This is a genomic window from Antarctobacter aquimaris (assembly GCF_900184945.1).
Taxonomy (GTDB): Bacteria; Pseudomonadota; Alphaproteobacteria; order Rhodobacterales; family Rhodobacteraceae; genus Maliponia; species Maliponia aquimaris.
The window spans coordinates 16,215-38,417 of sequence record NZ_FXYF01000025.1 but is presented as its reverse complement, the minus strand read 5'-3'; the positions used below and the strand labels follow the sequence as shown (position 1 = coordinate 38,417).

Sequence of the window (22,203 nt, the reverse complement as noted above, 5' to 3'; positions counted from 1 at the left end):
AGGCCATTTTGCGACTTGCTTGCGATCAGGGTACGGGCGCGAGGGAATGAACCGCCTGGCACGAACGCCCGCGCAGGCGCGCGCAACGGCGCTTTTCAAGCACGGGGCGTCGACTCTTGGCACCCGGGACGAGGATCTCTGCTTAGAAGCGGCTATTGCCGCTGCTGCCGATCGGCAGGTCGGTTAATCCGGTACGGCCACGAAGAGGACGGCGTCCGTCACGCAGACATAATCCTGCGGCGGGCAGACCGAGGCCAGAGAGAAGCCCGGATCGTCGAGGACATGTGCGGCGCGGCGCGGGCCGGGCTCCCGGCACCGGACGCGAGCCGACCGCCCGCAGACCGACCGGCGCTCGTGTCCTGAACCGAGCTGCGCGCCGCGATCGCCGCCTCCCGCCTGTTCGCGAGCAAGTCGGTCCAGATCCTGCGATGCGGCTCCACCTCGCGTGCCCCAGCATGGCGGGCCTCAAGCCACAGGCCCTGGCGGTCGGCTGAGCGCCTCGGCAAGCGTGTTAATTACCGCCCGCACGCGGCAGGAGATGCGCACCTCGCGATGGGCGAATAGCCACATCGGCACCGGTACGCTGAAGTATGGCGCGGCGCGCGCGATCTCCGGATCGGCCAGCGCGATCTCGTCCATCATAAGCCCAACGCCCATGCCGCGCCGGACATAGGCCCATTGCACGAGATGCGCCTTGCAAAGGATGCGAAACTGCCGCGCCTGGATGGGGTAGCCGCTTTCGGTCAGAGCGCGAGCCATGTTCCGCTGCCCTCGAAGCCAATGAAATCCGCTCGCGCGAGGTACCCACCAAGCCGCTCCAGGTAGTCGCGCCGGACGAAACTGGAGCGCGCCAATTCCCTGGTTCTGCAAGGCACGGGTCAAGCGCGCTGCCTCGACATGCGCCTGAGCAGGACCGCTGCCACAGCGGCAACGACGGCAAGTATAGCAGCCGACGTCAGAGCGGACTTCAGCATCGTCGCTGTGCTTGTGGCCTGTACCAGCGTAGGGTCCGCCCCAAAGAGCAGCATCAGGCCTATCCCAAGGTTTTCCAGATAGTCGAAGGTCGCGGCCAGGATTGCCAATGGTACGCCTATGCTGGTCATCAACGTCGGCCCGAACTCGGCGGCACGCCATCGCAGCGTTGATATCAGGGTCAGCGCCAGCAATGCCGGGTAGAGCGTATCCAGTGGGACCTGGCGCATGAGATAGTATTGGCGCCCGGCCTCACCAAGCGCCTCCAGCAGCACCGCGGCATCGACCTGTGAATACCCTGTGGGTCGAAGATCGAACGGCAGCACCACTGCGAGATCGGTCAAGTATCTGAGCGTTCCGAGGAACATGACCAGGTAGATCATCATGGCACCCAGCCCGAATAGGATTGCCGCCTTGCCGCTGTGCCCGATTTTCATGTGAAGAACTCCTGTCGCGTTTGGGATATGAGTGTTTCGTAGGGGCCCCTTGCTTGCGAGGCATTGTCTTTTGTTAACGGAGCGTCAGACATGCAGGTCGCAAGCAGCTTTGAACTGGACCCACGGGTTTTCGGCGGCCTGGCCACCGCCGATGCGCATGCCTTGGCCGGAGCGTTCGAGGCCAAAGCCGTTGCAAAGGCCCAGCACCTCGCGCGACAGGGTGATCCGGATGACAAGGAATTCATCCTGCTGTCCGGGAGGATGGTCAGTCTGATAGGTGACTCCGAAGGGCGCGAAGTGTGCGTTGGATTTTTTGTCGGCCCGTGTGTGATCACGCCCAATCTGGCGCGCACCGCTCAAGGCAAGTCTCTTGTCAGCCTGAGAGCAGAGACGGACGGACGAGCCGCTTCAGTGGAAGCTGCGGTCCTGCTGGATATGATGCGTGGGTCGCCAGCAATCGAGGAGTGGGCCAATGCCGTCTTACGTGCCGAACTGGAGCGCAAGACAAGCCGGGAATGGAGCCTCGCCGCACTCAAGGCCAAGGAGAGGCTTGAGTGGTTTCGCAGCCTCTATCCTGATCATGAAGCCCTGTTCAACCACGGTCAGATCTCGTCGTTCCTTGGAATGACGCCCGTGACGTTGAGCCGACTACGAAATCCGCGCAGGCCATAGAGATTTTTTATATTGCAGTAGTTGAATGGCCGGAGAGGATTCGGATATGCGACCCAGGCTTCGCGTGACCGGTTGGGCAAGCCGCTGATCGTCCGTTCGGCCTATCGCAGCCCAGAGCACAACCGCGCCGTCGGCGGCGCGACCCACTCCAAGCACCTCGACGGCGCCGCCTTCGACATCGCCATGGCGAACCACGACCCGGCGGCGTTTGAGGCCGCGGCGCGCGAGGTCGGATTCCTCGGCTTCGGCTTCTATCCGCGCTCGGGCTTCATCCATGTCGACCTTGGGCCCGCGCGGCAGTGGGGCGAGCGATTCCCGGTCCGGGAGACCGCATTCGCAGCCGAGACGCCGCCCGCACGCGAAGCGCTGGCCGACAGCCGCACCATGAAGGGAGGCGGTGCGGCGGGTGTCGCGACGCTCGGCGCGGCCGGGGTGGAGGTCGCGCAAAGCGTCTTGGCCGAGACCCAGACCGCCGTCCTTCCGCTCGTGCCCTATCTCGACACGCTCCGCTGGGTGTTCATCGTGGTGGCTCTCGGCGGCATCGCGGTCACGATCTACGCCAGGCTCGACGACTGGAAGCGGGGGCGGCGGTGATCGGCGGGCTTCTCGCCATGCTCGCCGGATCGGCATGGGCGCGCACGGCGCTTCGCTACGGCATCACCGCCCTCGCGATCCTTCTGTTCCTGCTGGCCCTGCGCCGCTCCGGCGAGCGGGCCGGTCGGCTTGCCAAGCGGCTCGAGACCAGGGAGAAAGCACATGACGCCCAACGGCGGATGCTCGAGGCGGCGGCGAGCCGTCCTCGAGATTACCACGAGATTGCTGAGCGGCCGCGGGACCGTTCGTACCGAGATCGGCAAACTCGCGACGCGCCCGCCCATGGTTGAGCACGGACGGGAGTTCGAAGAGCGGGCGGCCGAGAAACTGGCCTTACTGTCGGAGGGATGCTGGCCGAACTATGCCGTTCTGTGGGAGCAGGCACTCACGTGCCACTCAGGCCAGCAACTTGGCGCGCTTGAGGGCGGGCACTGCACTGAACGGCACGGCCGAAATCCGAGACTCGCGCGGCACGATCAGCGGCCTGAATCTCACCGTGGCCACGACGATCTGGCTGCAGACGATGGCGCTTTCGGCGCCGGGTTGTTCAACTAGGAGGAGGGGCTCCCGCCGGCCCCGCATCCATGTTATGAAGGAGTGAAACCACAGCTCAGGTGCAGTTCTAATGATCCGAATTGGGACAGTAAAAATCCTCGTCGTCATAATGATTGCACAAGTAGGCTTGGTTGATCGGGTGCATTCACAGGATGCATCACGCGAGACTTTCCTGACCGCCGATCCTCCAAGTTTGCGTGTGCAAGTAATCGACGTTCGCCCCCAAACATATGAGATTGAGCTGCCATTTCTGGTTGACCCGAATTTCACAAGAACGGTCGCAGCGGCGACGGACCCCTCATGCGGGAGGAACATCAGAAAAGTCATGAGCTTTCCCACGGGACTTCAAACCGAGTCGCTAGCCGAGTCGCTTCTTGCAGAAGTTGGGTTTCACATCGCTATGTCTGAGAGGAATTCTATACTGATTCGAAGCTTCGGGGAGGGGCGTTTCTTTTCGACTTATGACTTGTTGGACCACCAGTCAGCTGAGCTATCGAAGATGATTTATGACCGGCTGAAGCAAGAGGGGCTGCCCTTGGACCATCCATTTGGCGAGCGTCTTGGAGAATTCTTATCTAGCAAATGCGGATACGAAAACGATTTTCTGCATTCTGATTTGCAGGCATGGCAATCCACGCTTGGTAATAGCGAGATAATGGACGGTGGCTTGGAGTTACGCTTTGCGGTGCTGTCATCCGGGGTGTTTGGCGGAATATTTGTCCCAAACTCTCCTTCCATAATTGATGGAAGTGGAAGAGTCCACTTTTCCACCGTAGACGGAAATATTGCTACATACAATAAGCTGGTGAGCAACTTCCGTCAGTATTGGGAACAAGTGCGTCGGCGAGAATCTTATTCGTGGCATGATGCCCTCTTCTTGATGGCTCGATCACGGTCTTCATCAGCATCGCCTTTCGACGCAAGAAGCTTCATGCCGAACGAAACTTCTCAGATACCACCGGCGACGCAATATGTGACTGCTATTCAAAATCATGTAGTTGATGAAATGCTTGCTTCTCTAGCGCCGATTGAGACAGCGCTGGATCAACTCACCAATCACAAGAGAGAAGTCGTCAACCTCATCAATGATGTTCCGCACCGGTATCGCGCCGCTGTTTCATCGGGTTTTTCGCTTGAATGGCAGGGTATAGGCGTCAATTCCTTCGTAACCAATCAGTACGTCACCGACCTTGAAAATGAAGAGGCAGAATTGTGGGGGTTCGAGCGTCAACTGCGTGAGTTTGAACGTACTCCTAAAGGCGCTGAACGCCGCGCCTTGAACTCTCAGAGGTTGTCCCGCCTCAATCTCATTGAACAGATCGAAAGAATGCAAGCCGAGCATGATCGAGCAATTGAGACTCACCTCACACTTGCGTGGATGAGAAACAAGGCGGATGAAATCGGAAATGTTGAGCTTCAAGATATTGATCCTGAGGACGTATTCCTTTTTCGGCCGATTCAGCGCGAGATGGAGTTCGACAATCAACTTTTCAACAAATGTATGCCTCTTGCCTTCATAAACGGCGAGGTCAACCAGATAAATTTGGATACAATTATAGACGTCGTTGATCGTGTAAAGGAGGATTTCAGTTCCGGCTCCTATGTTGTAAGCTCACCGATTTCTTACGAATTTGCAAACTCGTGTGACATGGTTGGAACACCTAGTTACGAGACATTTGTTACCAGCGCACTGTCAGCGAACGCCATATTGCTCCCGCGCGATCGGCGACTTGCTCTGAGGGTTGCGACGGTTGCAGAGGCAAGGCGCAATTATCAGAATGTAGTGAACGTAGCCGTTGACGGCCTTGGAAACCTTACAAATCACCTTGGAAACGTTCGTAGAGAATCCGCGATGTTTAACTCTGTTGTGTCAGACTTGACGAGTATCGTGGCGGCTGAATTTATCGGTCGTATTGTGTCGTCTGACCAAACATACACGTATGGAAGCATTATTGCGCCCTCTGGGGGGTTTGATGGACAGTACCGGAACCTTCAACTCGTGTTTCCTGAGAGCTCAATCATAAGTGCGTCAGAATTGACAAGACACATACGGGTCGAGTCCGAATATGGAAGAACCATCTATTTGACCGGGAATCCACAGAGCCGGGAAACGATACTGAGGTGGTGGGATTCAAGGGAGTATGAGCCCCAACCGATTTCGAGTCCTGAAATCTTTGAGACTGAGTTTCCCATGGATTGCCCAATCTTGGTGAATGATGTAAGCGACGTTGGGCAATCCAGCACATTGCGCCTGTCCGTACAGGTCGATAGGTTCTGCCGTCTGCTACCGGTAGACACCATGCCATACCGGCGGGCGTTCGATAGGCGTTCAGCGCTATGCGAAGTTGAGGCATGCGATACTTTTCTTCCGTTCGGGTTGGGCGCCGACTGGGTAGTTCGTGGTATAGACGCGGTGACGGGGCGAGAGATAACTATCGAATTGAATTGAGCCAGATATGAAGACGCTTTTGCCTTTTGTGCTTTCCATCCTCTTATGGCCAAATGATGTCCTTTCAGACCCCAGTTTTTGCTGTCCATTGAGCCCACGTGATTGGTCCACGCCTTCAAAGAACTCGCTTGTCGCGCTTTTTAATGAACATTCAAATCGAACAAGTATGGTTAGTGGTTTGGATTTCGATCTGATTTCAGCAAGAAGTCAGTTTGTTCAGGCACAAATTGAGGTCGCCTCCGAAACAATTTCACAGGAATTTCCCTTCGCTTTCCTGAACGAGTCAAGCGCCAGGCTGGCTGCATCAATACGGGTGATGAAGATCTATTTCGCCCAGGGGAAATTAATGGATGCGAATAGCATGGAATTATCAAGCTCTTTTCGTGGCAGAAGATACTTAGACGACCTGGGTAATGCGACCTATGCATTCACCGCTTTTGAAAACATTCCATCTCTGAGAAGTGAGATTGGCGGCCTTAGTTTAATAAGTTGGATCGCAGGCGGTGTCGAACTAAAGAGCAAGGTTTTTGGGTTGATTGACGAACTAGGGCGAGGAGAGGGGTTGTCGTCATCCACCAGGCTTTATTTTCGCGCGCTTATTTCTGATTTTGACGCGGCGAAGTCAATTGCATTTGAGAACGACCCTCATGATTTTTTGCTTATTGAGGAGATTCAGGACCTGTTATCATTTAGCGATTCATATGGGCTTGCGCTGTTGTTTGCGCTGGGTCTCAATGATGGTTTCGAGATCACCCAGTACTACACGCCGGATTATCTTGGCGATATCAGAGGGACGGAGTTTTCCTACGAGTTCCTAGATGCTTACCGAAGCGACCATCAATATGAGCCGTATTCCCTTGGGGACTGGGAGTTTTCAACTCAGAGCAGCCAATGATGCATCATTGATTGCGGTGCGGATGGCGTCCTCAAGATGAGGCGGCACAAATTTGGGGTTCTGTCATCTGGTAGTTTTTGCTCGCGCTTCTTGAACCCTTGGCTGGGCCCTGAGAATTGTCTGCGCAGTCCATAGGTGAATACTTGCAAAGGCTTGCGAGGTGGAGATGGGGTTGTCTAATCGCTCTTGTTGCGCCAAGTCCTGTTCGCCTGAATGTGCGCCTGGCGGATGCATGGTTGTCTCCGCGGTCGGCACAGAGCCGCCGCATGTTGGGGCTTCGCGGGAGGGGCCTTCAATGTGGATGACGCACTCTGCCTGATCGACGGTGCAACCCCATCAACGGAAAGGCCCGGCCCACGTCCCGGCAGGAACGCCTCAAACGTTCGGAACCCGAACGCTGTCCGCTGGACTTCAGGTCGCGGCTCCGGCTTGCGGATCGAAGATCGCGCCCGTCTTGAGCATTGCATGCATGATCACCGCCTGTTTTCGGGCCACGGCGACGGCGGCGCGTTTGAAGCCGAGCCTTTCGCGCAGCCCGAGCCCCCAGGTGCGCAGGCTGCTTTCGGCCCTGACGCGGGTCAGGATGATCGCCGCAGCTTCGTAGAGCAGCCAGCGTAGATGCCGGTCGCCGCGCCGAGAGATATGGCCATCATAGTCGACCTCGCCAGACTGGTAGCGGCGCGTTGTCAGGCCGACCCAGGCCCCGACGGATCGTGAGTTCCTGAAGTTGGCGGGGTCCTCGATGGCGGCGACAAAGGACTTTGCGGTCACCGCACCGATGCCGGGGATCGACATGAGGAGGCGCGAGTCGGGGTTTTGGCGTGCCGTCGCGACGAGCTGTGTTCCGAGGTCCGCCACTTGGCTGCGAATGCTGCGCCAAGCCTCCAGCAACGGCAGAACGATAGCAGCGAGTTCCGTCCGCCCCACGAGAAGATTCCGCACATTCCGCTCGAATTTGCTTCCCTTGCCCGCGGGAACGAGCAAGCCGAATGTCTTCATGACGCCTCGGATTGGGTTCGAAAGCTGGGTGGTAATCCGGGTCAACTGGTTACGTGCCCCGACGAGCGTTCGTGTCAGCATGCTGTCGAACCCCTTCACACGCACCGCGCGAAAGAACCCGACCTCGGCAAGATGCGCCAGACCGTCGGCATCGTTCGCATCGGTTTTGTTCTGCGCCATGTCGAGCGCAGCCTTGGCATGACGCGCGTCGATGCAGATCGCCGGCAGCCCCCTGGCGCTGATTGCGTCATAGAGCCACACAGAGAGCGGACCCGTCTCGAACACGACACGCCTCATGCCCGGTGCCCGTTTGCGAATGAGCGTCACAATCGCGGCCGGGTCGGTGACGCACTTCCCCCTCCATACGCGCTGACCTCCCCGGCGGATCGAAACGGCGGTCTCTTTCATCGACACGTCAAGGCCGATATGTTCTTCCATGGCTGTTCTCCCTTCGATGCTTGGGCCCGGCAATCAGTCGTGAGCCCGTTTTCCATCGTATCGGAGAATAGCCGCCCTCCGAGATCTTGACGGCAGTCGGGGCGACGCGCTCCCGCGATTACCCCATGTGGATGCCGCTCTCCCCTGACGGCATCGCAATGTGCCAAGCTTGCGGTGTCGAAGCACAAGCCGAGGGAGAGGGCATCCATGGGAGAAGTTCCATCATCGGCGTCGATCTCGCAAAGAACGTGTTCCATGTGCATGGCGCCGCGGTGGACGGGTCCGTCATGTTTCGGAAAAAGTTGTCACGGCCGCAGTTCACCCGGTTCGATAACAGTCGCGTTTCAGCCGCATGTCGGATCGAACTATTCCCAAGTCAATGATAACAATGCCTTGGGCGGCAGAGAAGGTTCGATCCCGGTCCCGTCCCCTCCGCCACTCGCCCTTGCGAAAGCGTACTCGCCGTGCAGCTGTGGCCGGATTTTTGCGTGTTTTCAAAGGGGTTTGCGGGCTAAGCTGAACACTGCCGTGCCCGCGGCTGCCTCAAAATCTGTTCTCTTAGCCCGATATTCTCCGGACCTCATGACTGCGCCGTTTTGGTGAAAAGCTCGTATCCTGCAGAAAATATTACGTTTTTCTGACAGGCAGCCTGAAAACCTCGACGCCAGTGGCACTCGCCGAGATGGAACAGAGATCGAACGTTCGCCACTGCGGCCGTTCGGTGCTGCCTGCCGAAATGACCTGGTTACGGGACGAAACGGAATTTCATTGCGGGTGAACGGCAGCTTCATGAGGGTGCGGCAGTACTCCCTGGTATCCGCCAGACCGAGCGCGCCAGATCCGCCAGCCATCGCTGCCGCCGCAGGACGTTGCGCTCCGTCCAGGTCGGGAAGGACTCAATCGATGCCACGGCGCGGTCAATGCGGGTATTCGCGCCGACCTGCGGCCGCTCCGAGAGCGCGCGCGTCAGGAGCAGTTTCGACTGAAGATAGATCGGCCGCTTCTCGCTGTAGGCGCGATTGCCGAGCGACGAGTTGATCGATTTCTCGATGAGCACCAAGTTCCCTAGACGCTGCGAGACCAGTGGGTCCTCGTGCGGACCAAACTCCTCCGCTGCCTTCGCATCAGGTTTCTGGGGAAAGATGTGCTCGATTTCGAAGCCACCGCTGGTGTAGGACTGCAGCCAACGGGTGCGGTCTTCCTTCATGTCCGACCTCCTTTGGGCACAAAATAAGCCTTCGGCAGTGTCTCAGGAAACTCTGGGGCGGTGGAGGCTTCGATATTCTTCGAGACCGGCGCAAATACCATCGTGCCGTCATCAGAGATGATGACGCCAATCCGGACACCCGGCTGTTCCCGCAAGTCAAGCAAGCTTCGAGAAGCGGCATCACGGATCAACTGGCGAGCTTCTCGTTCACCGAAGCCGAGCCGGTAAACCTCGGCGTCGGCATCGACGATTACTCGAATGTCCAGTTCAGCCAGCTCGTCAAAACGCTCCGCAAGGGCGTTCGCAACGGCCTTGGATAATGCCGGCGCGATAACCACGAGCCGTCGCCTGGCACTTTGAATCATGGATATGACAGCGTCATCCGTTGCGACAGTGAATGTGCGCTCGTCTCCCCCCATTGCTCAGTAGTACTCCCGAATGTAGCCGTAGGCTCGGTCGAAAAGCTCTGCGTCCTGGTGGAGCTTTTACTTGAAGAGAGTCTGACGAAGCGCCTTCTTCACCTCCCGCTGAACCGCCCCGGCTTGCCCGGAGAGCGTTTCGTTCAACACGTTACGCGACCTTGTCCATAGCTTCGACTTGTTCAAGACAGCGCCGCTCGGCCTCGGCTGGCGGCATGTAGTCGATTGAGCTGAGAAGCCGGTTCTGATTGTATCAATCGACCAAGTGCATGGTTTCCCACGCGACGTCTTGCATCATCTTCCAGGGCCCGAGCTGCTTGATGACTTCGGCCTTGAACAGACCAATCACGCTTTCGGCGAGCGCTTTATCGCAGGGGTCCCCCACCGTCCCGACTGATGGGTCCACCTCGGCATCGGCCAGCCGCTTGGTGTACCTGATGGACAGGTATTGCGATCCGCGGTCCGAGTGATGGGTCAAGCTCTTGTTTCCAGGCGGCTTTCTCTGCCAAAGCGCTTGCTCGAGGGCATCAAGCACGAACTGGGTTGTCATCGAGCTGGATACACGCCAACCCACAATCCGGCGCGCTTCAGGGCGCGCCAGACTTTCCGCGCGCCGTAGAGTTTGCGGTTGTCAGACCAGACCTCTTGGATCTTGTCCTTCAGTTTCGCATCGCGCCGCACGCGTGCCGATGCGCGCGATGGGTCCCGGGCAACAGCCTTCCGTGCATGGTAGGTGGACGGGGCGATCGGCAGCACGCGGCAGATCGGCTCGACCCCGAACTCCTCGCGGAATTCGTCAATGAAGGCAGTCATTTGCGGAACGGGCGGTCGAGCTCCGCCTGGGCAAAACAAGCGCTGGCTTTCTTCAGGATCTCGTTCGCCTGCCGCAGCTCCCGGTTCTCTCGTTCGAGTTCCTTGATGCGGGCCTTTTCCGCGCTCGACGGCCCTGCTTCCGTGCCGGCGTCGCGCTGCGCTTGCTTGTACCAGACGCGTAGGCTGTCCGGTGAGCAGCCCAGCTTGCCGGCAATGTCACGCACCGCGGCCGTCAAGCTGCGGTAGCCATCAAGATGATCGATCACCATCTGCACCGCCCGCTCGCGGAACTCGACCGGGTACGGGCTCGTCGTATTCTTCTTCCTGTCCATGGAGAGCTATCCTTTGAGAGTTTTGCTCTCCGGGCAAGCCGGGGCGGTTCAGTCCGGCGAACACCATCTCAAGCATCCTGCAAGTCGGCGCGCCGCGGCGGCATGGCATCCTCGACCGGGTGGATCAGTTCCTTTGCAATCGGCGCGCCACGTGGGTTAACATTTTGACGTCGGATTGCGCATCCGGCCGTGGGGAGTTTGACGTGAAAACAAATGGCGACCTTGCCCAGCGGCCCGGTCAGCTGCTCGAATTCCTTTCGGGCATTGGTCTGCCGCATTTGCGAGACCGGCTGACCGCGGAAGATATCGACATGTCGGTCCTGCCGCTTCTCGTCGACGACGACCTCAAGGAACTCGGCTTCAGCCTGGGTGTGCGAAAGAGACTTCTCAAGGGCATCCGGGCACTTGGTGCGGCGGCCGGGAAAGACGCTCCGTGGCCGGACGCACCGGGCGCGGGTGACGTCCAACTGCGCCGGCTGAGTGTCCTGTTTTGCGACATGGTTGGCTCGACACGGCTGGGCGAGGAACTCGACATCGACCGGATGCAGGTCGTCCTGCAGCATTACTACGACATCGCGGACAGGATCGTGCGGCGGCACGGCGGCCATCTGGCCATGTCCCAAGGCGACGGGCTGGTCTTTCTTTTCGGCTATCCGCGGGTGCTCGAAGGCTTTGCCGAGCGCTGTGTCGTGGCTGCCCATGACCTGCAAGGCGCGCTGATCCGGTCCCCGGTCGCGCTCGCCGGGCGGGACCCCATCCGCATCGCCACCCGGATCGGCATCGCCACTGGCCAGGCGGCCGTTGGCGTGAAACACAACGACACGTCCGGGGACCACACGCATCTCGTCGGCCCTGCGGTGAACCGGGCGGCGCGACTTCAGGCTGTGGCGCGTCCGAATGGCATTGTGGTCGACCGGAAGACGCGGGAACTTACCGAAACATCGCTTTCATATAGCGAGCCCGAGTCCGTCAGCCTCAAGGGCCTTGCCGAACCGGTGGACCTGTATCACGTCGTCAGCCTGAACAGGGTCGCGGCAACGGCGGCAAAGCCGATCCACCTTGTCGGTCGCGATGCAGAATCGGCGGTTCTCGGCGACCTTTGGCGCCGCGGGCGGCAGGGGCATCCGGCCACGCTCACGATCCATGGCGACACCGGGATCGGAAAATCCGCCTTGGTTCAAAGCTTTATGGCGACGGAGGTGGACCCCTCGGCCCGCGTGATCAATCTAGTGGCCACGGCCATGGCGGCGCAGTCGCCCCTGCGGCCCGTGGCCAATACCCTGGCAAAGCTGACCGGGCCGGACGCGGCGCAGACGACCCTTGCCGCCCTGCTGAACCACGCGCCGCCCGAGGTGGCCGAACGGGCGGCGCAGTTTCTCGAGATCGCCGCCGCACCCGACGGCGATGCCTCGATCGCCGCGAGCGACCGGGAAGCCACCCTGGAGTTGCTCACTGGCTGGATCCTCGGACGGGCGGATCGGCCGACGGTCGTGGTTCTCGAAAATGCGCAATGGGCCGATGACTCGACCCGCGAACTTCTGGACCGCGCAGCGGCGCGGGCGCAGGCCGAAAAGGCCTCTCTTCTCATGATTGCCATCACGCGCGACGACGATACCGCGATCTGGACCGGACAAGGTGCGCATCAGACGCTCTCGTTGCCGCCGCTGGCAGAAGCCCCGGCCAATCTGCTCCTGGACCGTTTCCTGGGGGGGGCGCCGGTCCCCAAATCGGTGCGGGAGAACATCCTCCATCACTCGGGCGGCAACCCCCTGATGCTGGAGACTCTGGGCCATGCGCTACGGGAGCATCGGCTTTCGGAACTGGCCGACGTCGTGGAGGTCCCCCACACGATCTACGAGTCGGTGGCGCAACGATTGGACAGCCTCCAATCCGGCCGCGGCGTGATCGAGGCGCTGGCCGTGCTCGGCACGTCGGCCCATCGCGATCTTTTGGACCAGATCGTGCAATCGGACAACCGCGACATCGACCGGGCACTCACGGCACTCGATCGGGCCCGGTTGACCGAACGCAGAACCATTCATGGTCGCGAAGTCATCGCCTTTCGTCACCAGGCCTACCGGGACGTGATCTATGAACAGATCGCCGGCCCGGTGCGGGAGAGACTGCACCTCGACACTTATCGCGCGCTTGCACAAGGCGACGCACCGGAAACCCGGCCCGACATCCTGGCCCGGCATGCGCTGGCCGGTCAGGACTGGGCCGATGCGGCAAGGCACGCCCTGGACGCCGGCGCCGGTTACCTGAAACGGTCAGCCCTGCCGGAGGCCGGGCACTACCTGGAGATGGCGGCGGCCGCATGCGAACGACTGCCTTCCAGCGAAGCGATCAATCGGGATCGCCTGCGGGCGATCACCGGTCTGGCCGCGGTCGAGCGATCGAGGTTCGGGATCGCAACCGACCGCAGCGCCGAACTGGGCCAGCATGCCGTCGCGCTCGCCCGCGAGGTCGGTGACGCGAAGGCCGAGCTTCTGGCGCTGAACGGCCTTTATTCGCACGCCCTGGTGCGCGCAGACTATCCCAGGGCGGAAAACCACGCGCAGGCCCTGTCGAAAGCGGCCAAGACGAGCGGGGACGACACCTTCCTGATGATCGGCGCCCGCGCAACCGGCGCGGTGGCGCTGCACCGGGGTGACCAGACCACGGCTCAGCGCAACCTGGACTGGGCACTGGGCCAGTATGACCGGGAGGCGCATTTGCCGCTTGCCCATGCGCATGGATACGACCACGCCGAGATTTGCGCGGCTCTCCTGGCGATGTCGCTCTGGATCAGCGGTGACCTGCGACGCGCGTGTCAACTCGGCGCCTTCGCCATCGACCATGCGCGCGAGATCGATCATGCCCATTCCCTGGCTCAGGCGATCTCGTTCCGGGTCATGTGGGGGGCGCTGGCGCGGCACGGGCCGGACCTGACCGACATCGCGGCCGAAGCCGTCGAGGTGTCCGAGAAACACGGCATTCGCGTGATGCGGTCCGCCGGGAGGCTGTTTGCCTATGCCAGCCAGCTCTGCCTGCACCCCGACCGCCCCACCGCCGCCGAGATGGCTGAACTGACATCGCGGGTGGCAGAGTTCCGCACCGCAAATCCGTTCAACTATGTTCCGCTGTTGAAGACTGTTCTGGCCGAGGTGTACCTGCGCGCAGACGACCTGCACGCAGCGCAAGCCGCCCTTGCAGGGGCGATGCAAGCCGAGACGCGCACGGGAGAGATCTGGACCTCCTCGGAAGTGATGCGCCTGCGCGCCCGCCTTGCCGCCGCCGACGGCGACGATGCGGGCGCCCTGCGGCTCCGCCGCGAGGCGCTTGACGTTGCACGGCGCACGCAGGCCGCGACAATTGCGCTGCGGATCGCCTGCGACATCGCCGAGGCGGACCTGTGCCCCAGGACTGTCGCGGGTGTCCGCGATGCATTCGCCGAATTGGTGTCGCGCGACGAGGGCTGGGATGTCCGGCGGGCCAAGGCCATCCTTCAGGCCGGCCCCGGAACCTGAGCAATGGCCCCGCCCCGGTCAAGGAGTGTGAGAACATCGAACACCAGCGGAGCGGCATGCATCCGGCCGAGCCGCGCCGCGACCGTGTTCAACGGCGCGGCCGGGCGGCATGCCGATGCAATGTCGAGGGCTGTCACCGGGCCGAGGCGTGTGAAGAAGTCGCCGCTGGCCGGCAAATAGATGGCTGCGGCCCATCTGATGCGATCCCCGTCCAGCACCGGGGCGCGGGTCAGGGGCCTGGCCAGCGTGATCGGGCCCGGTCCGGCCTGCGGCGCGGCCTCAGGCGCAGTTTCCTCGCCGTATTGCGCCCAGAACGGGCCGGTGAACCGGGTCTGGTCCCGGTAGGCCCGCGCCGTGGCAAGACGGGCGCTGGCCACCGCCTGAACATGCTTGGTCCGCAGAAAGCTCAGCGCGGCATGCGTGTCGCCATCCGGATCGAGAACCGTGCGCACCGCCACCGCCGCTTGCACCCCGCTGCGGATGGCGTGGACCAGTCCGTGCGACGCGATCGGATCGCGGGCAAGCGCGGCATCGCCGATCAGAACGTGCCGGGGCGCGGGAACCGGGTCCTCGACGCAGGCCAGACCGGCCGCGACCGGCCGGGCGACCTTGATGTCGGTGACATGCGCAAGCGATGCAGATTGGCCAAGCAGCCGACACACCCCGGCCTGCCGTGCCTGCGCGGTCAGGCCCGCCATCGTCTCGGCCCTTTGAAACAGGACGCCGTGCAGGCGCCCCATGCCCGTGCCACAGGCCCAAAGCCAGGCATCGGGCAGCGCCTCCAGCCACATCGAATGGTCCGGGACATCGTCCGACGCGGCAAAAGCCAGGCCCACCAGATCTGATCCCTTGCGTTTCACGGCGTGGCGCCCGCGGGCATCGACAACCATGGCGCAAGACACGGCACCCGCGTCGGTGACAACCTCTGCCCCGGTGCCCGTGGCGCTGACCTGGCGCACGCGGGCGGGCATGTGACGCGCGTGCGCAAGAGCCTCGGACCGCAGCGCCCCGTGCATTTCGCGGCGGCGCAGCAGCAGCGGCCCGTCGCCCTCGAACTTCCGGATCTCGGCGGCCTCGCGCCAGTGCAGGTGCATTCGGGCGGCGGGGCCTTCGCTGACACCGCAGATCCTGGACAAAAGGCCGATATCCTCGGCCAGCGCGGCACCGGAGGGCGGGAAGCTTTCCATCACATGGCCTCCGCCGCGGTCGCCTGCGTCGATCAGCAAGACATCGACACCGGACTGCCCGAGCTGGCGCGCGGCGACGCAACCCGCCGGGCCTGCCCCCAGCACCGCCACCTGGGCCCTAGCCCCGGACATCGAACCATTCGGGGCGCTCGGCGCGCATCTGCGCGTAGACCCGCAACCCGTAATCAAGCCAGCCTCGCACGAAATCACAGGCCGGCCGTCCGGCGTGCAACACCTCCTGGTGGCATCCTCCACCGCAGAGCCGCCGCGCCCAGCAAGACTGGCAGGGGTCTTGCCGTTCCACGGTACGGGCATCCAGAAAGCTGGCGCGGGCATCAATGTCGGGCCCATTGTCCACGTTGCCCATGGCCCCCAACGGATCCCGGACGAACCGGTGACAGGCGGAGTAGTCGCCAGCCGCGTCCACCGCCAGATAGTCGCGTGCGGCGCCGCAGCCGTGGCTGCGCGGCTGCCCTCGGTGAAGTTCTTCCAGCACCGTCGCGAGATTGGCGAATGGATGCGTCCGCCCGGCGCGCAACGCCGCAAGCCAGGCATCGCCGCAGGCGATCATCGCCTCCAGCAGCTGCCCGAAGGCCGCGCCAGAGAGGGCCCCCTTGCCGGTGGGTGACGAGATCATCGGCGCCACGCCGACCGATGCAAAGCCCAGGGCGCCGATGTCCTCGACCACCCGCCTCACGTCCAGGTTGAGCGGCGTGACGGTCACCCGCGCGCCAAGCTGGATGCGATCGCCTTGTGCCAGCAAGGGCGCGATCCGGCGCGCCACGCGGTCAAAGCTGCCCTTGCCCACACGGTCCGGCCGCAAGCGGTCATTCACGTCCTTGCCGCCGTCCAGGCTGACGGTGACGGCAAAGCGATGGCGCGCAAAGAATTCGGCGTCCTCGGGTGTGATCAGCGTTCCGTTCGTTGTCAGAGAATAGCCAACGCGCACCGCCCGCGCGGCCCCCAGTTTGTCGGCGTGGGCGACCGATCTGCGGATCAGCTCCCGCGCGACCATCGGCTCGCCGCCCATGAAGGCGATCTTGGCACCGCCGCCGGGCACCGTGCCCGCGATCAGCTGGTCGATCGCCTTGCTGGCCACCTCCCAGCCCATGTGGGTATCCGCACCGCCAAAATTGCCCCCCGCGGCGTAGCAATAGCCACAGGCGAGATTGCAGGTCTGCGACACCGTCAGCGCCAGCGCCCGGACCGGATGCACATCGACACGCGGAGGGGGCGCCTGCGCGGGCGCCTCCAGACCGATCCGGGCCAGTTCCACACGCGCGGCGGCATCCCCGGCGCGCAACGCGCGTCGCATCTGCGCCGCATCGTTTGCCGACAGGCCGAAAATCGCGGCGGTTTCGGCCATCAGCAGCACATCACCCGCGACATGCGCCAGGGCGCTCGCACGGGCATCCTGCCGCGGCAGAACCGGCGTCATGGGAAGACCGCGAAGAACGGCACTCCGATGTTCCTGCGTGCCAGGTCCAGCGCGATCGCGTTGAGATCGTGCATCGCCTCGCGGGCCTCCCTGACTTTTGCGTTCGCCCTGGGCATGTCACCCAACGCCGCCTCGATCGCATAGGCTTCGGCCAGGGCGTCCAGCGCAGTCCGGATCCGGTCCAGCGCCGGCATGACCTCGTCGGACGTCGGCTCTCCCGGCTCTATCGGGCGCAGATACAGGGCCTCCCGCGCGGAGTAGGGTGCCAGGATGCGCTTGACGTCTCGAAACTTCTGGTAGTGCTGCATCCCGTCGCTGTCGATCCGCACCGCCAATTGATAGAGGCCTTCGGGAAACGGCTCCTTGGAGTCGCGCAACATGCCGACCAGGTTGACGTATTCGGTGTCGAGGTGACCGCCGGGGCGTTCGACATCCACGAAATCCTGCAAGACCTCCGGCGTCGCCCGGCGCAGAAGGCGGGGCCTTGTGCGTTCCTTGTCCGGGTCCTTCGGGTCGGTTTCGCTGACCGAAACCGCCGCGCTCAGACAGGGCTTGTAGGGGCCAAGGTGCGGATAGGCGTTGTGGATCAGCCAGAGGGTCTGGTTGACCCAGCGCAGATGCGTCATCTCGCTCAGCGCGACGGAAAGGATCAACTGGCGCGCCGCGCGCAGGTCCTCTCGCAGCCCCGGCCAGGTGGCTTCTTCGGCCGGGGTCACCTCGTCCGGCTGGCGCAGGCTGAAAAAGGCGTAGAGGTATTCCAGCGCCAGCGTCAGCTCCAGCCCCGCGAGCCGTGTGCTGAGATCGGTGACCATCTTTTCCAGCGACTCGTACCGCACAAGCCGCAGCATCGGCGGCCCCGCGGGCGTGCCATCGGTTTCCTGTCCCTGAAGCACGAAGTCCAGTTCCTGCCAGTGCAGGTTGATCTCGTAAGGGTCGTAGCGGTCCGGCCGCGCCTTGGGCAAGGTGGTCCGGGCCGAGACATCCTTCAGCGGCTCGTGGCGTCGTCGCATCCAGTCGATGAAGGTCACCGCCTGTGCCGGGTCGTCGCGGTCGGTGCGGTTGTCCAGCATCTGCTGCGGGTCATCGACCTCGCCAAGCACCACGTCGGGATGGTTCGACGCCCAGTAATGGCAGGCGCAGTCGCGAAAATCATGGGTCCAGGGGCTGCACATGGACGAGGTCAGCTCGCCCGGATGATAGACCGGATCGATCATGCCCTCGTCGTCGAGAAACCTGCGCCGCTGCCCCGTCAGAACCACCGGCACACCGGTGGGCGAGCCATCCGCCGCGCGCTGGGTCAGGCCGATGGTCAGGGGCTTGTCGGGCTCGATCAGGCGGATGATCCACCAGGCGGTTTCGCCCTCGTAGGGGGTCAGGACGACCGCGTTCTGATACAGCGATTGCCCGTACAACACGATCCGCTTGCCGTCCTGTTCGACGAAATGCAGATACCATGTGCCCGCGCCCAGAGCGGCGCCCTGGGGGCCGGCGAACTGCCGCTTCAGCGCCGACACCCATGCCGGCCCGTCAGCGGTGAAATGGTCGGCGATCACAGGGTCGCCCGCGGGGTCGGCATAGACCAGCCGCGCGCCCTGCGTGCCATCCGGCCCGGCGGGCGTGACGCCGAGGAACTCGAACACCAGCCCCGGAAAGAACCGCACGTCCAGCTGGCGCACGTCGAATTCCAGCCCCGGAAAGCAGTTTCCCACCCCCGAGTCCATCAACGATGAGACCGGGTTGCCCAGGATCGGCTCGGCATAGACCGGATTGCCGCGCGGATCGGATGCCGGCGCCTGGTTCAGCTGCGTCGGCGCAGGCTTGTTCGGACCGCTGCTCATGTGTCGGCCTGCGTCGGGTGCGCGTCGGGCACGGGCTGAACGGTGTGTTTCCATTCGCCCTCCAGCTTGTCGAGATACTTCATCAAGAGGTCGTATTGCCGACGGGTGACCGACAGGGGCACCCCCATCGAGTGGCGCATGTAGGGCGGCATCCGCATGTCGTAGGTCTGGGCCCGCGTCGCGCGCGGATCGCGGTAGGTGATGTCGCTCAGGTCCGTCCGGTCGCCGAAATCCACCGGCTTGTCCGGCTGCACGCCGGGAAGCCGCGGCAGTTCGCCGACATGGGCGAAAGGCGGGCGCACGATGCGGCGCACACGATCGGGGTCGCGCAGCAGGAAGGCGCGCAGGATCGGGCTGTCGCACAGGCGCGCATGGACCTGCTGCACCACCTGGGTATAGGGCAGCCGGTCATTCGCGCCCGAGCGCGGTTCGATCGTATCGCCCTGACCGGGCGTGTATTCGGGCACGAGGCTGGCATAGGGCGCGTCATCCTCGCGCATGGATTTCGGCCCGAGCCGGGGCGACAGGCCCGCGTCCCAATCGGGGTTGGTCTCGTCCGGTTCGGTGAGCAGCTGCGCGTTGCCATCGAGCGCCCAGGACCGCCTCTGGTCGAGGTTCACCAGGCTGGCGGTCTCGAATATCCGGCGAAACAGGTCCAGGATTTCAACCGGCGTCCGGTCGATGTCCAGCTCTGCCGCGGCCAGTTCGCGATCCTCCAGCTCGTCCCGGATCGAATACATCGGCCGCTTGTCGGGCGCAAAATCGGGCGGGCCGGCCATGGCCCGCGCCTGTGCCACATGCGCGGCCCCGTCGATGGCCAGTTCCGCGGTCAGCATCAGATCGCAGGTGTCGTCGATCAGCCCCCAGCCGTTGCCCGACCCGACCCGTGCGCCGTCATAGCTGTCCATCGGCGTCGGCCACTTCGGCGCGTTTTCGGTACGGAAATTGTAGCCAAGCCAGGGCGTGTCCGAACTGAGGATGCGGTTTTCCTTGCGCGTCATCTTGTGGATGCGGCCATACTCGGTCACAGCCGGCGCAAAGGCCCCGGGCGGCAGCGGCGAAGCCGGGGCTTTCGCGGCTTCGGGCGGGCCATAGGCGTCTCCCTTGCCCGGGATGAACCGGATGCGGACCTGATCCAGCCGTGTCCGGCAGTCGGGGCTGCCCTCGTTTGCCACGTAGGTCCGGATCTTGCCCAGCGGCAGCGGCGCGTCCGGGCGCACCAGCGGCACCTGGCCCTCGGTATGCGGGCTGATCGCGTCCAGATGATGGGTCCTGTAGTCGTCGGCGGAAAACACCTTGCGCGCGATGGCCGCGCAGGATGCCAGCTTGGTGCGCGCCTCGGCCTTGCGGTTGGCGGCCACCACCGTGAAACGCAGGTGCCGCAACGCGGTGCCGCGGGCCTTGAGAAACGCCTGTGTGACCGGCACCCTGACCACGGAGCCGTCGTCGTCCTGCACCCGCGCCCAGAGTTCGAAGAACGGCGCCACGGGCTTGATCTTGCCGTGCCGGTCCTTGAACTGGACCCGGTCCGGCGTTTCCACGCTCAGCGTGAAGGGATGATGCCCGTTGCCCCTGACCGAGGTCTCGATCAGGCTTGGCGCGGGTTCGATCATGGTCTGCACACCGCGGGCCGGATTTTCGTCCAGTTTCCAGCGATAGGCCGGCATCGGCTCCTTCGATCCGCCGACGCGGGCGATTGCCATCGGCGGATCGAAGAAGATGCCCAGCACGCGCCCCTTCTCCGGGTCGCGCCCGCACCAGGGCGCGCAAGGTTCGGTGCCGGCATGGCCGCACGAGGTGTCCGGTTCTTTCGTCATCGCGCGTCCTCCGCCTGTCCGGCATCGCCGGTGTGGATGTCGTGACTGCCGGCCGGCGCCGGCTTTGGCCCCAGGCTCTGTTCGAACCAGAACATGTTGTGGGGGTCGTACCGGGCCTTGATCTGTTGCAGCCGGGGAAGGTTCTGACCGAAATAGGCGTCCAGGAAATCCGTGGTCCCGCGGCGCGGGTAGTTCTGATAGCGCCGCCCGCTGCCCATGCCGGTGGCCAGCGCGCCAAGGCCATCGAGCCAGTCGACCGACGCCTGCTGGTGCGTGTCGAAGGTCCAGAACGCCCAACTGAACATGTCAACGGAAGGATCGCGGTGGACAAAGGCCATGTCCGTTGGCGCGGGTTCGGCAATCGCGCCGCCGTAGAATTCAAGCGCGACAAAGCAGGTCTTGTCCGGCGCGTTCAGGAAATGATCCACGACCTCCCGCCACCGTTCCGCCGGGTGGTGCTCGTTTATCAGCCATCCCTCCACCAGCGGCTTTGTGTTCATCGACACGGTCGGCATGTCGCGCCCGGGCGGATCGACGGTCTGCAGCAGGATCTCGTTGAGCCGCGTGTAGTGGTGCTTGTGCGTCCAGATTTCGACATCGGCGCGCGGGTCTTCGAGCGTGGCCAGGAGCGGATCCAGCGCCGCCTTGGCCTCTGCCTCGGTGCCATCGTAAAGCCCCCGCAGGCACAGACAGGGGGTCTGCCCGTTCGGATGATCCGCGTCCGGCAGATACATCATCAGGGCCTGGTGCCCCATCCTGGGTGGCCCGGAGTTGGAGTATTCCGCCTGAAGCTGTTCGAGCACCCGGCACACCCGGGCGACATCGGCCTCGTGGCGGTGCCGCATGTTCCAGCGCAGCCCGAAGCCGAAGAATTTGCGGTCCAGCGGGACCGGGTCGTAGAAAATCTCCAGCAGCACGCCGAACTGGTTGCCGGTTCCCCCGCGCACGGCCCAGTACAGGTCCTTGTTCTCCGCGTCGTTCGCAGTGACGATCGTGCCGTCGGCCAGAGCCATCCGCACGCCGGTCACCCGGTCGCAATTCATTCCGAAAAGCCGCGACGTAAAGCCGTATCCCCCGCCCATCATGTAGCCGGCGACATTGACCGTTTCGCAGCCGCCACCAGGCAGGTGCAGCCTGTGGAAGTCCAGCACCCGGTTCAGCTTGCGAAATGGCACCCCCGGCCCGCAGCGCACGCTGGGCGTCTCAGGGTCCACGATCACGTGGTCCAGGCCGGAGGTGTCAATCACCACCTGATCGTTGACCGAAAAGCCCGCTGTGCAATGCCCGCCTGACCTCGTGGCGACCTGTAACCCCGACCGGCGCGCGAATTTCAGCGCCGCGACGACGTCGGTATCGCATTCGCAATAGACGATCACCTGCGGGTATTGCTGATAGGTGTGCATGAAGACCATGCGGTCGTCGTTGTATCCCGGCGCACCGGCCAGTTGCACGCGCCCGCTCAGATCCTGCCGGAGCCTGTCGAGGTGCTCCGACTTGTAGGCCGGAAGCCCGGACTCCTTCTTCTTGAGAGTCTTCCATCGAGGCTCTTTGTGGCGGCGATGCTCCCGATGATCGCGTCGCATCACTGTCCAATTCCCCCGCTGCAATATCGCTCAAGCATAGGTGCAAATG

At 62.9% G+C, this 22,203-nt stretch carries 15 protein-coding genes, 2 pseudogenes and 1 other annotated feature; of the genes and pseudogenes, 6 read left to right on the top strand and 11 right to left on the bottom strand.

Annotated features, from left to right (window positions below):
• Nucleotides 1-465: 465 nt before the first annotated feature.
• Together MAA8898_RS24410 and MAA8898_RS24405 are read right to left on the bottom strand one after the other, a co-directional pair.
• Nucleotides 466-759, bottom strand: a complete 294-nt coding sequence (locus MAA8898_RS24410; protein ID WP_094023632.1) for a hypothetical protein — start codon at nt 757-759, stop codon at nt 466-468.
• Between the two features lie 119 nt (nt 760-878).
• Nucleotides 879-1,409 carry a hypothetical protein gene (locus MAA8898_RS24405; RefSeq protein WP_094023631.1) on the bottom strand — a complete coding sequence of 177 codons (531 nt, stop codon included), beginning with the start codon at nt 1,407-1,409 and terminating at the stop codon, nt 879-881.
• 90 nt (nt 1,410-1,499) lie between these two features.
• Here MAA8898_RS24405 and MAA8898_RS26030 point away from each other — a divergent pair, with 90 nt between their 5' ends.
• From MAA8898_RS26030 to MAA8898_RS26020, 5 genes and pseudogenes are all read left to right on the top strand, one after another.
• Complete coding sequence (locus tag MAA8898_RS26030; protein ID WP_141194947.1) at nt 1,500-2,081, top strand: Crp/Fnr family transcriptional regulator; 582 nt, start codon at nt 1,500-1,502, stop codon at nt 2,079-2,081.
• 54 nt (nt 2,082-2,135) lie between these two features.
• A pseudogene (locus tag MAA8898_RS24395) lies at nt 2,136-2,675 on the top strand (YcbK family protein); the annotation flags it as partial.
• Nucleotides 2,672-2,965, top strand: coding sequence for a hypothetical protein (locus MAA8898_RS24390; RefSeq protein WP_094023628.1), 294 nt, complete (start codon nt 2,672-2,674; stop codon nt 2,963-2,965). The pseudogene MAA8898_RS24395 and the gene MAA8898_RS24390, both read left to right, overlap by 4 nt.
• Nucleotides 2,966-3,300: 335 nt before the next feature.
• Nucleotides 3,301-5,679, top strand: coding sequence for a hypothetical protein (locus MAA8898_RS26025; RefSeq protein WP_141194946.1), 2,379 nt, complete (start codon nt 3,301-3,303; stop codon nt 5,677-5,679).
• Nucleotides 5,680-5,686: 7 nt separating this feature from the next.
• On the top strand, nt 5,687-6,574 hold the full coding sequence (locus MAA8898_RS26020) for a hypothetical protein (RefSeq protein ID WP_141194945.1): 888 nt from the start codon (nt 5,687-5,689) through the stop codon (nt 6,572-6,574).
• A gap of 411 nt (nt 6,575-6,985) precedes the next feature.
• Here MAA8898_RS26020 and MAA8898_RS24370 read toward each other — a convergent pair whose 3' ends face one another.
• The 4 genes and pseudogenes from MAA8898_RS24370 to MAA8898_RS24350 form a co-directional block, all read right to left on the bottom strand.
• A complete protein-coding gene (locus MAA8898_RS24370; protein ID WP_094023624.1) occupies nt 6,986-8,011 on the bottom strand; it encodes an IS110 family RNA-guided transposase in 1,026 nt (341 codons plus the stop codon).
• A gap of 787 nt (nt 8,012-8,798) precedes the next feature.
• Nucleotides 8,799-9,218: an HNH endonuclease family protein gene (locus MAA8898_RS24360; protein WP_094023622.1), complete on the bottom strand. Its 420-nt coding sequence runs from the start codon at nt 9,216-9,218 to the stop codon at nt 8,799-8,801.
• Nucleotides 9,215-9,583, bottom strand: coding sequence for a hypothetical protein (locus MAA8898_RS24355; protein ID WP_141194944.1), 369 nt, complete (start codon nt 9,581-9,583; stop codon nt 9,215-9,217). Before MAA8898_RS24355 ends, MAA8898_RS24360 begins: the two co-directional genes overlap by 4 nt.
• A gap of 205 nt (nt 9,584-9,788) precedes the next feature.
• A pseudogene (locus MAA8898_RS24350) lies at nt 9,789-10,782 on the bottom strand (DDE-type integrase/transposase/recombinase).
• Nucleotides 10,376-10,492: a sequence feature (AL1L pseudoknot), on the bottom strand. (Overlaps the previous pseudogene by 117 nt.)
• A 203-nt stretch (nt 10,783-10,985) precedes the next feature.
• On the opposite strand from MAA8898_RS24350, the gene MAA8898_RS24345 reads away from it, so the two are divergent.
• Complete coding sequence (locus MAA8898_RS24345; protein ID WP_141194943.1) at nt 10,986-14,291, top strand: adenylate/guanylate cyclase domain-containing protein; 3,306 nt, start codon at nt 10,986-10,988, stop codon at nt 14,289-14,291.
• Here MAA8898_RS24345 and MAA8898_RS24340 read toward each other — a convergent pair.
• The 5 genes from MAA8898_RS24340 to MAA8898_RS24320 are packed head-to-tail and all read right to left on the bottom strand — an operon-like array spanning nt 14,270 to nt 22,154.
• Entirely contained in the window at nt 14,270-15,610 is a 1,341-nt protein-coding gene (locus MAA8898_RS24340; protein ID WP_176445310.1) for an NAD(P)/FAD-dependent oxidoreductase, read from the bottom strand. The genes MAA8898_RS24345 and MAA8898_RS24340 overlap by 22 nt on opposite strands.
• Entirely contained in the window at nt 15,597-16,916 is a 1,320-nt protein-coding gene (locus tag MAA8898_RS24335) for a radical SAM/SPASM domain-containing protein (RefSeq protein ID WP_094023618.1), read from the bottom strand. Before MAA8898_RS24335 ends, MAA8898_RS24340 begins: the two co-directional genes overlap by 14 nt.
• Nucleotides 16,913-18,754 carry a ferritin-like domain-containing protein gene (locus MAA8898_RS24330; RefSeq protein WP_176445309.1) on the bottom strand — a complete coding sequence of 614 codons (1,842 nt, stop codon included), beginning with the start codon at nt 18,752-18,754 and terminating at the stop codon, nt 16,913-16,915. The genes MAA8898_RS24335 and MAA8898_RS24330 overlap by 4 nt, the downstream gene beginning before the upstream one ends.
• The gene (locus MAA8898_RS24325) at nt 18,751-20,571 is read right to left on the bottom strand and encodes a hypothetical protein (RefSeq protein WP_094023616.1); all 1,821 of its coding nucleotides are present in this window, start codon (nt 20,569-20,571) and stop codon (nt 18,751-18,753) included. The genes MAA8898_RS24330 and MAA8898_RS24325 overlap by 4 nt, the downstream gene beginning before the upstream one ends.
• Entirely contained in the window at nt 20,568-22,154 is a 1,587-nt protein-coding gene (locus tag MAA8898_RS24320) for an FAD-binding oxidoreductase (RefSeq protein WP_094023615.1), read from the bottom strand. Before MAA8898_RS24320 ends, MAA8898_RS24325 begins: the two co-directional genes overlap by 4 nt.
• Nucleotides 22,155-22,203 lie beyond the last annotated feature (49 nt).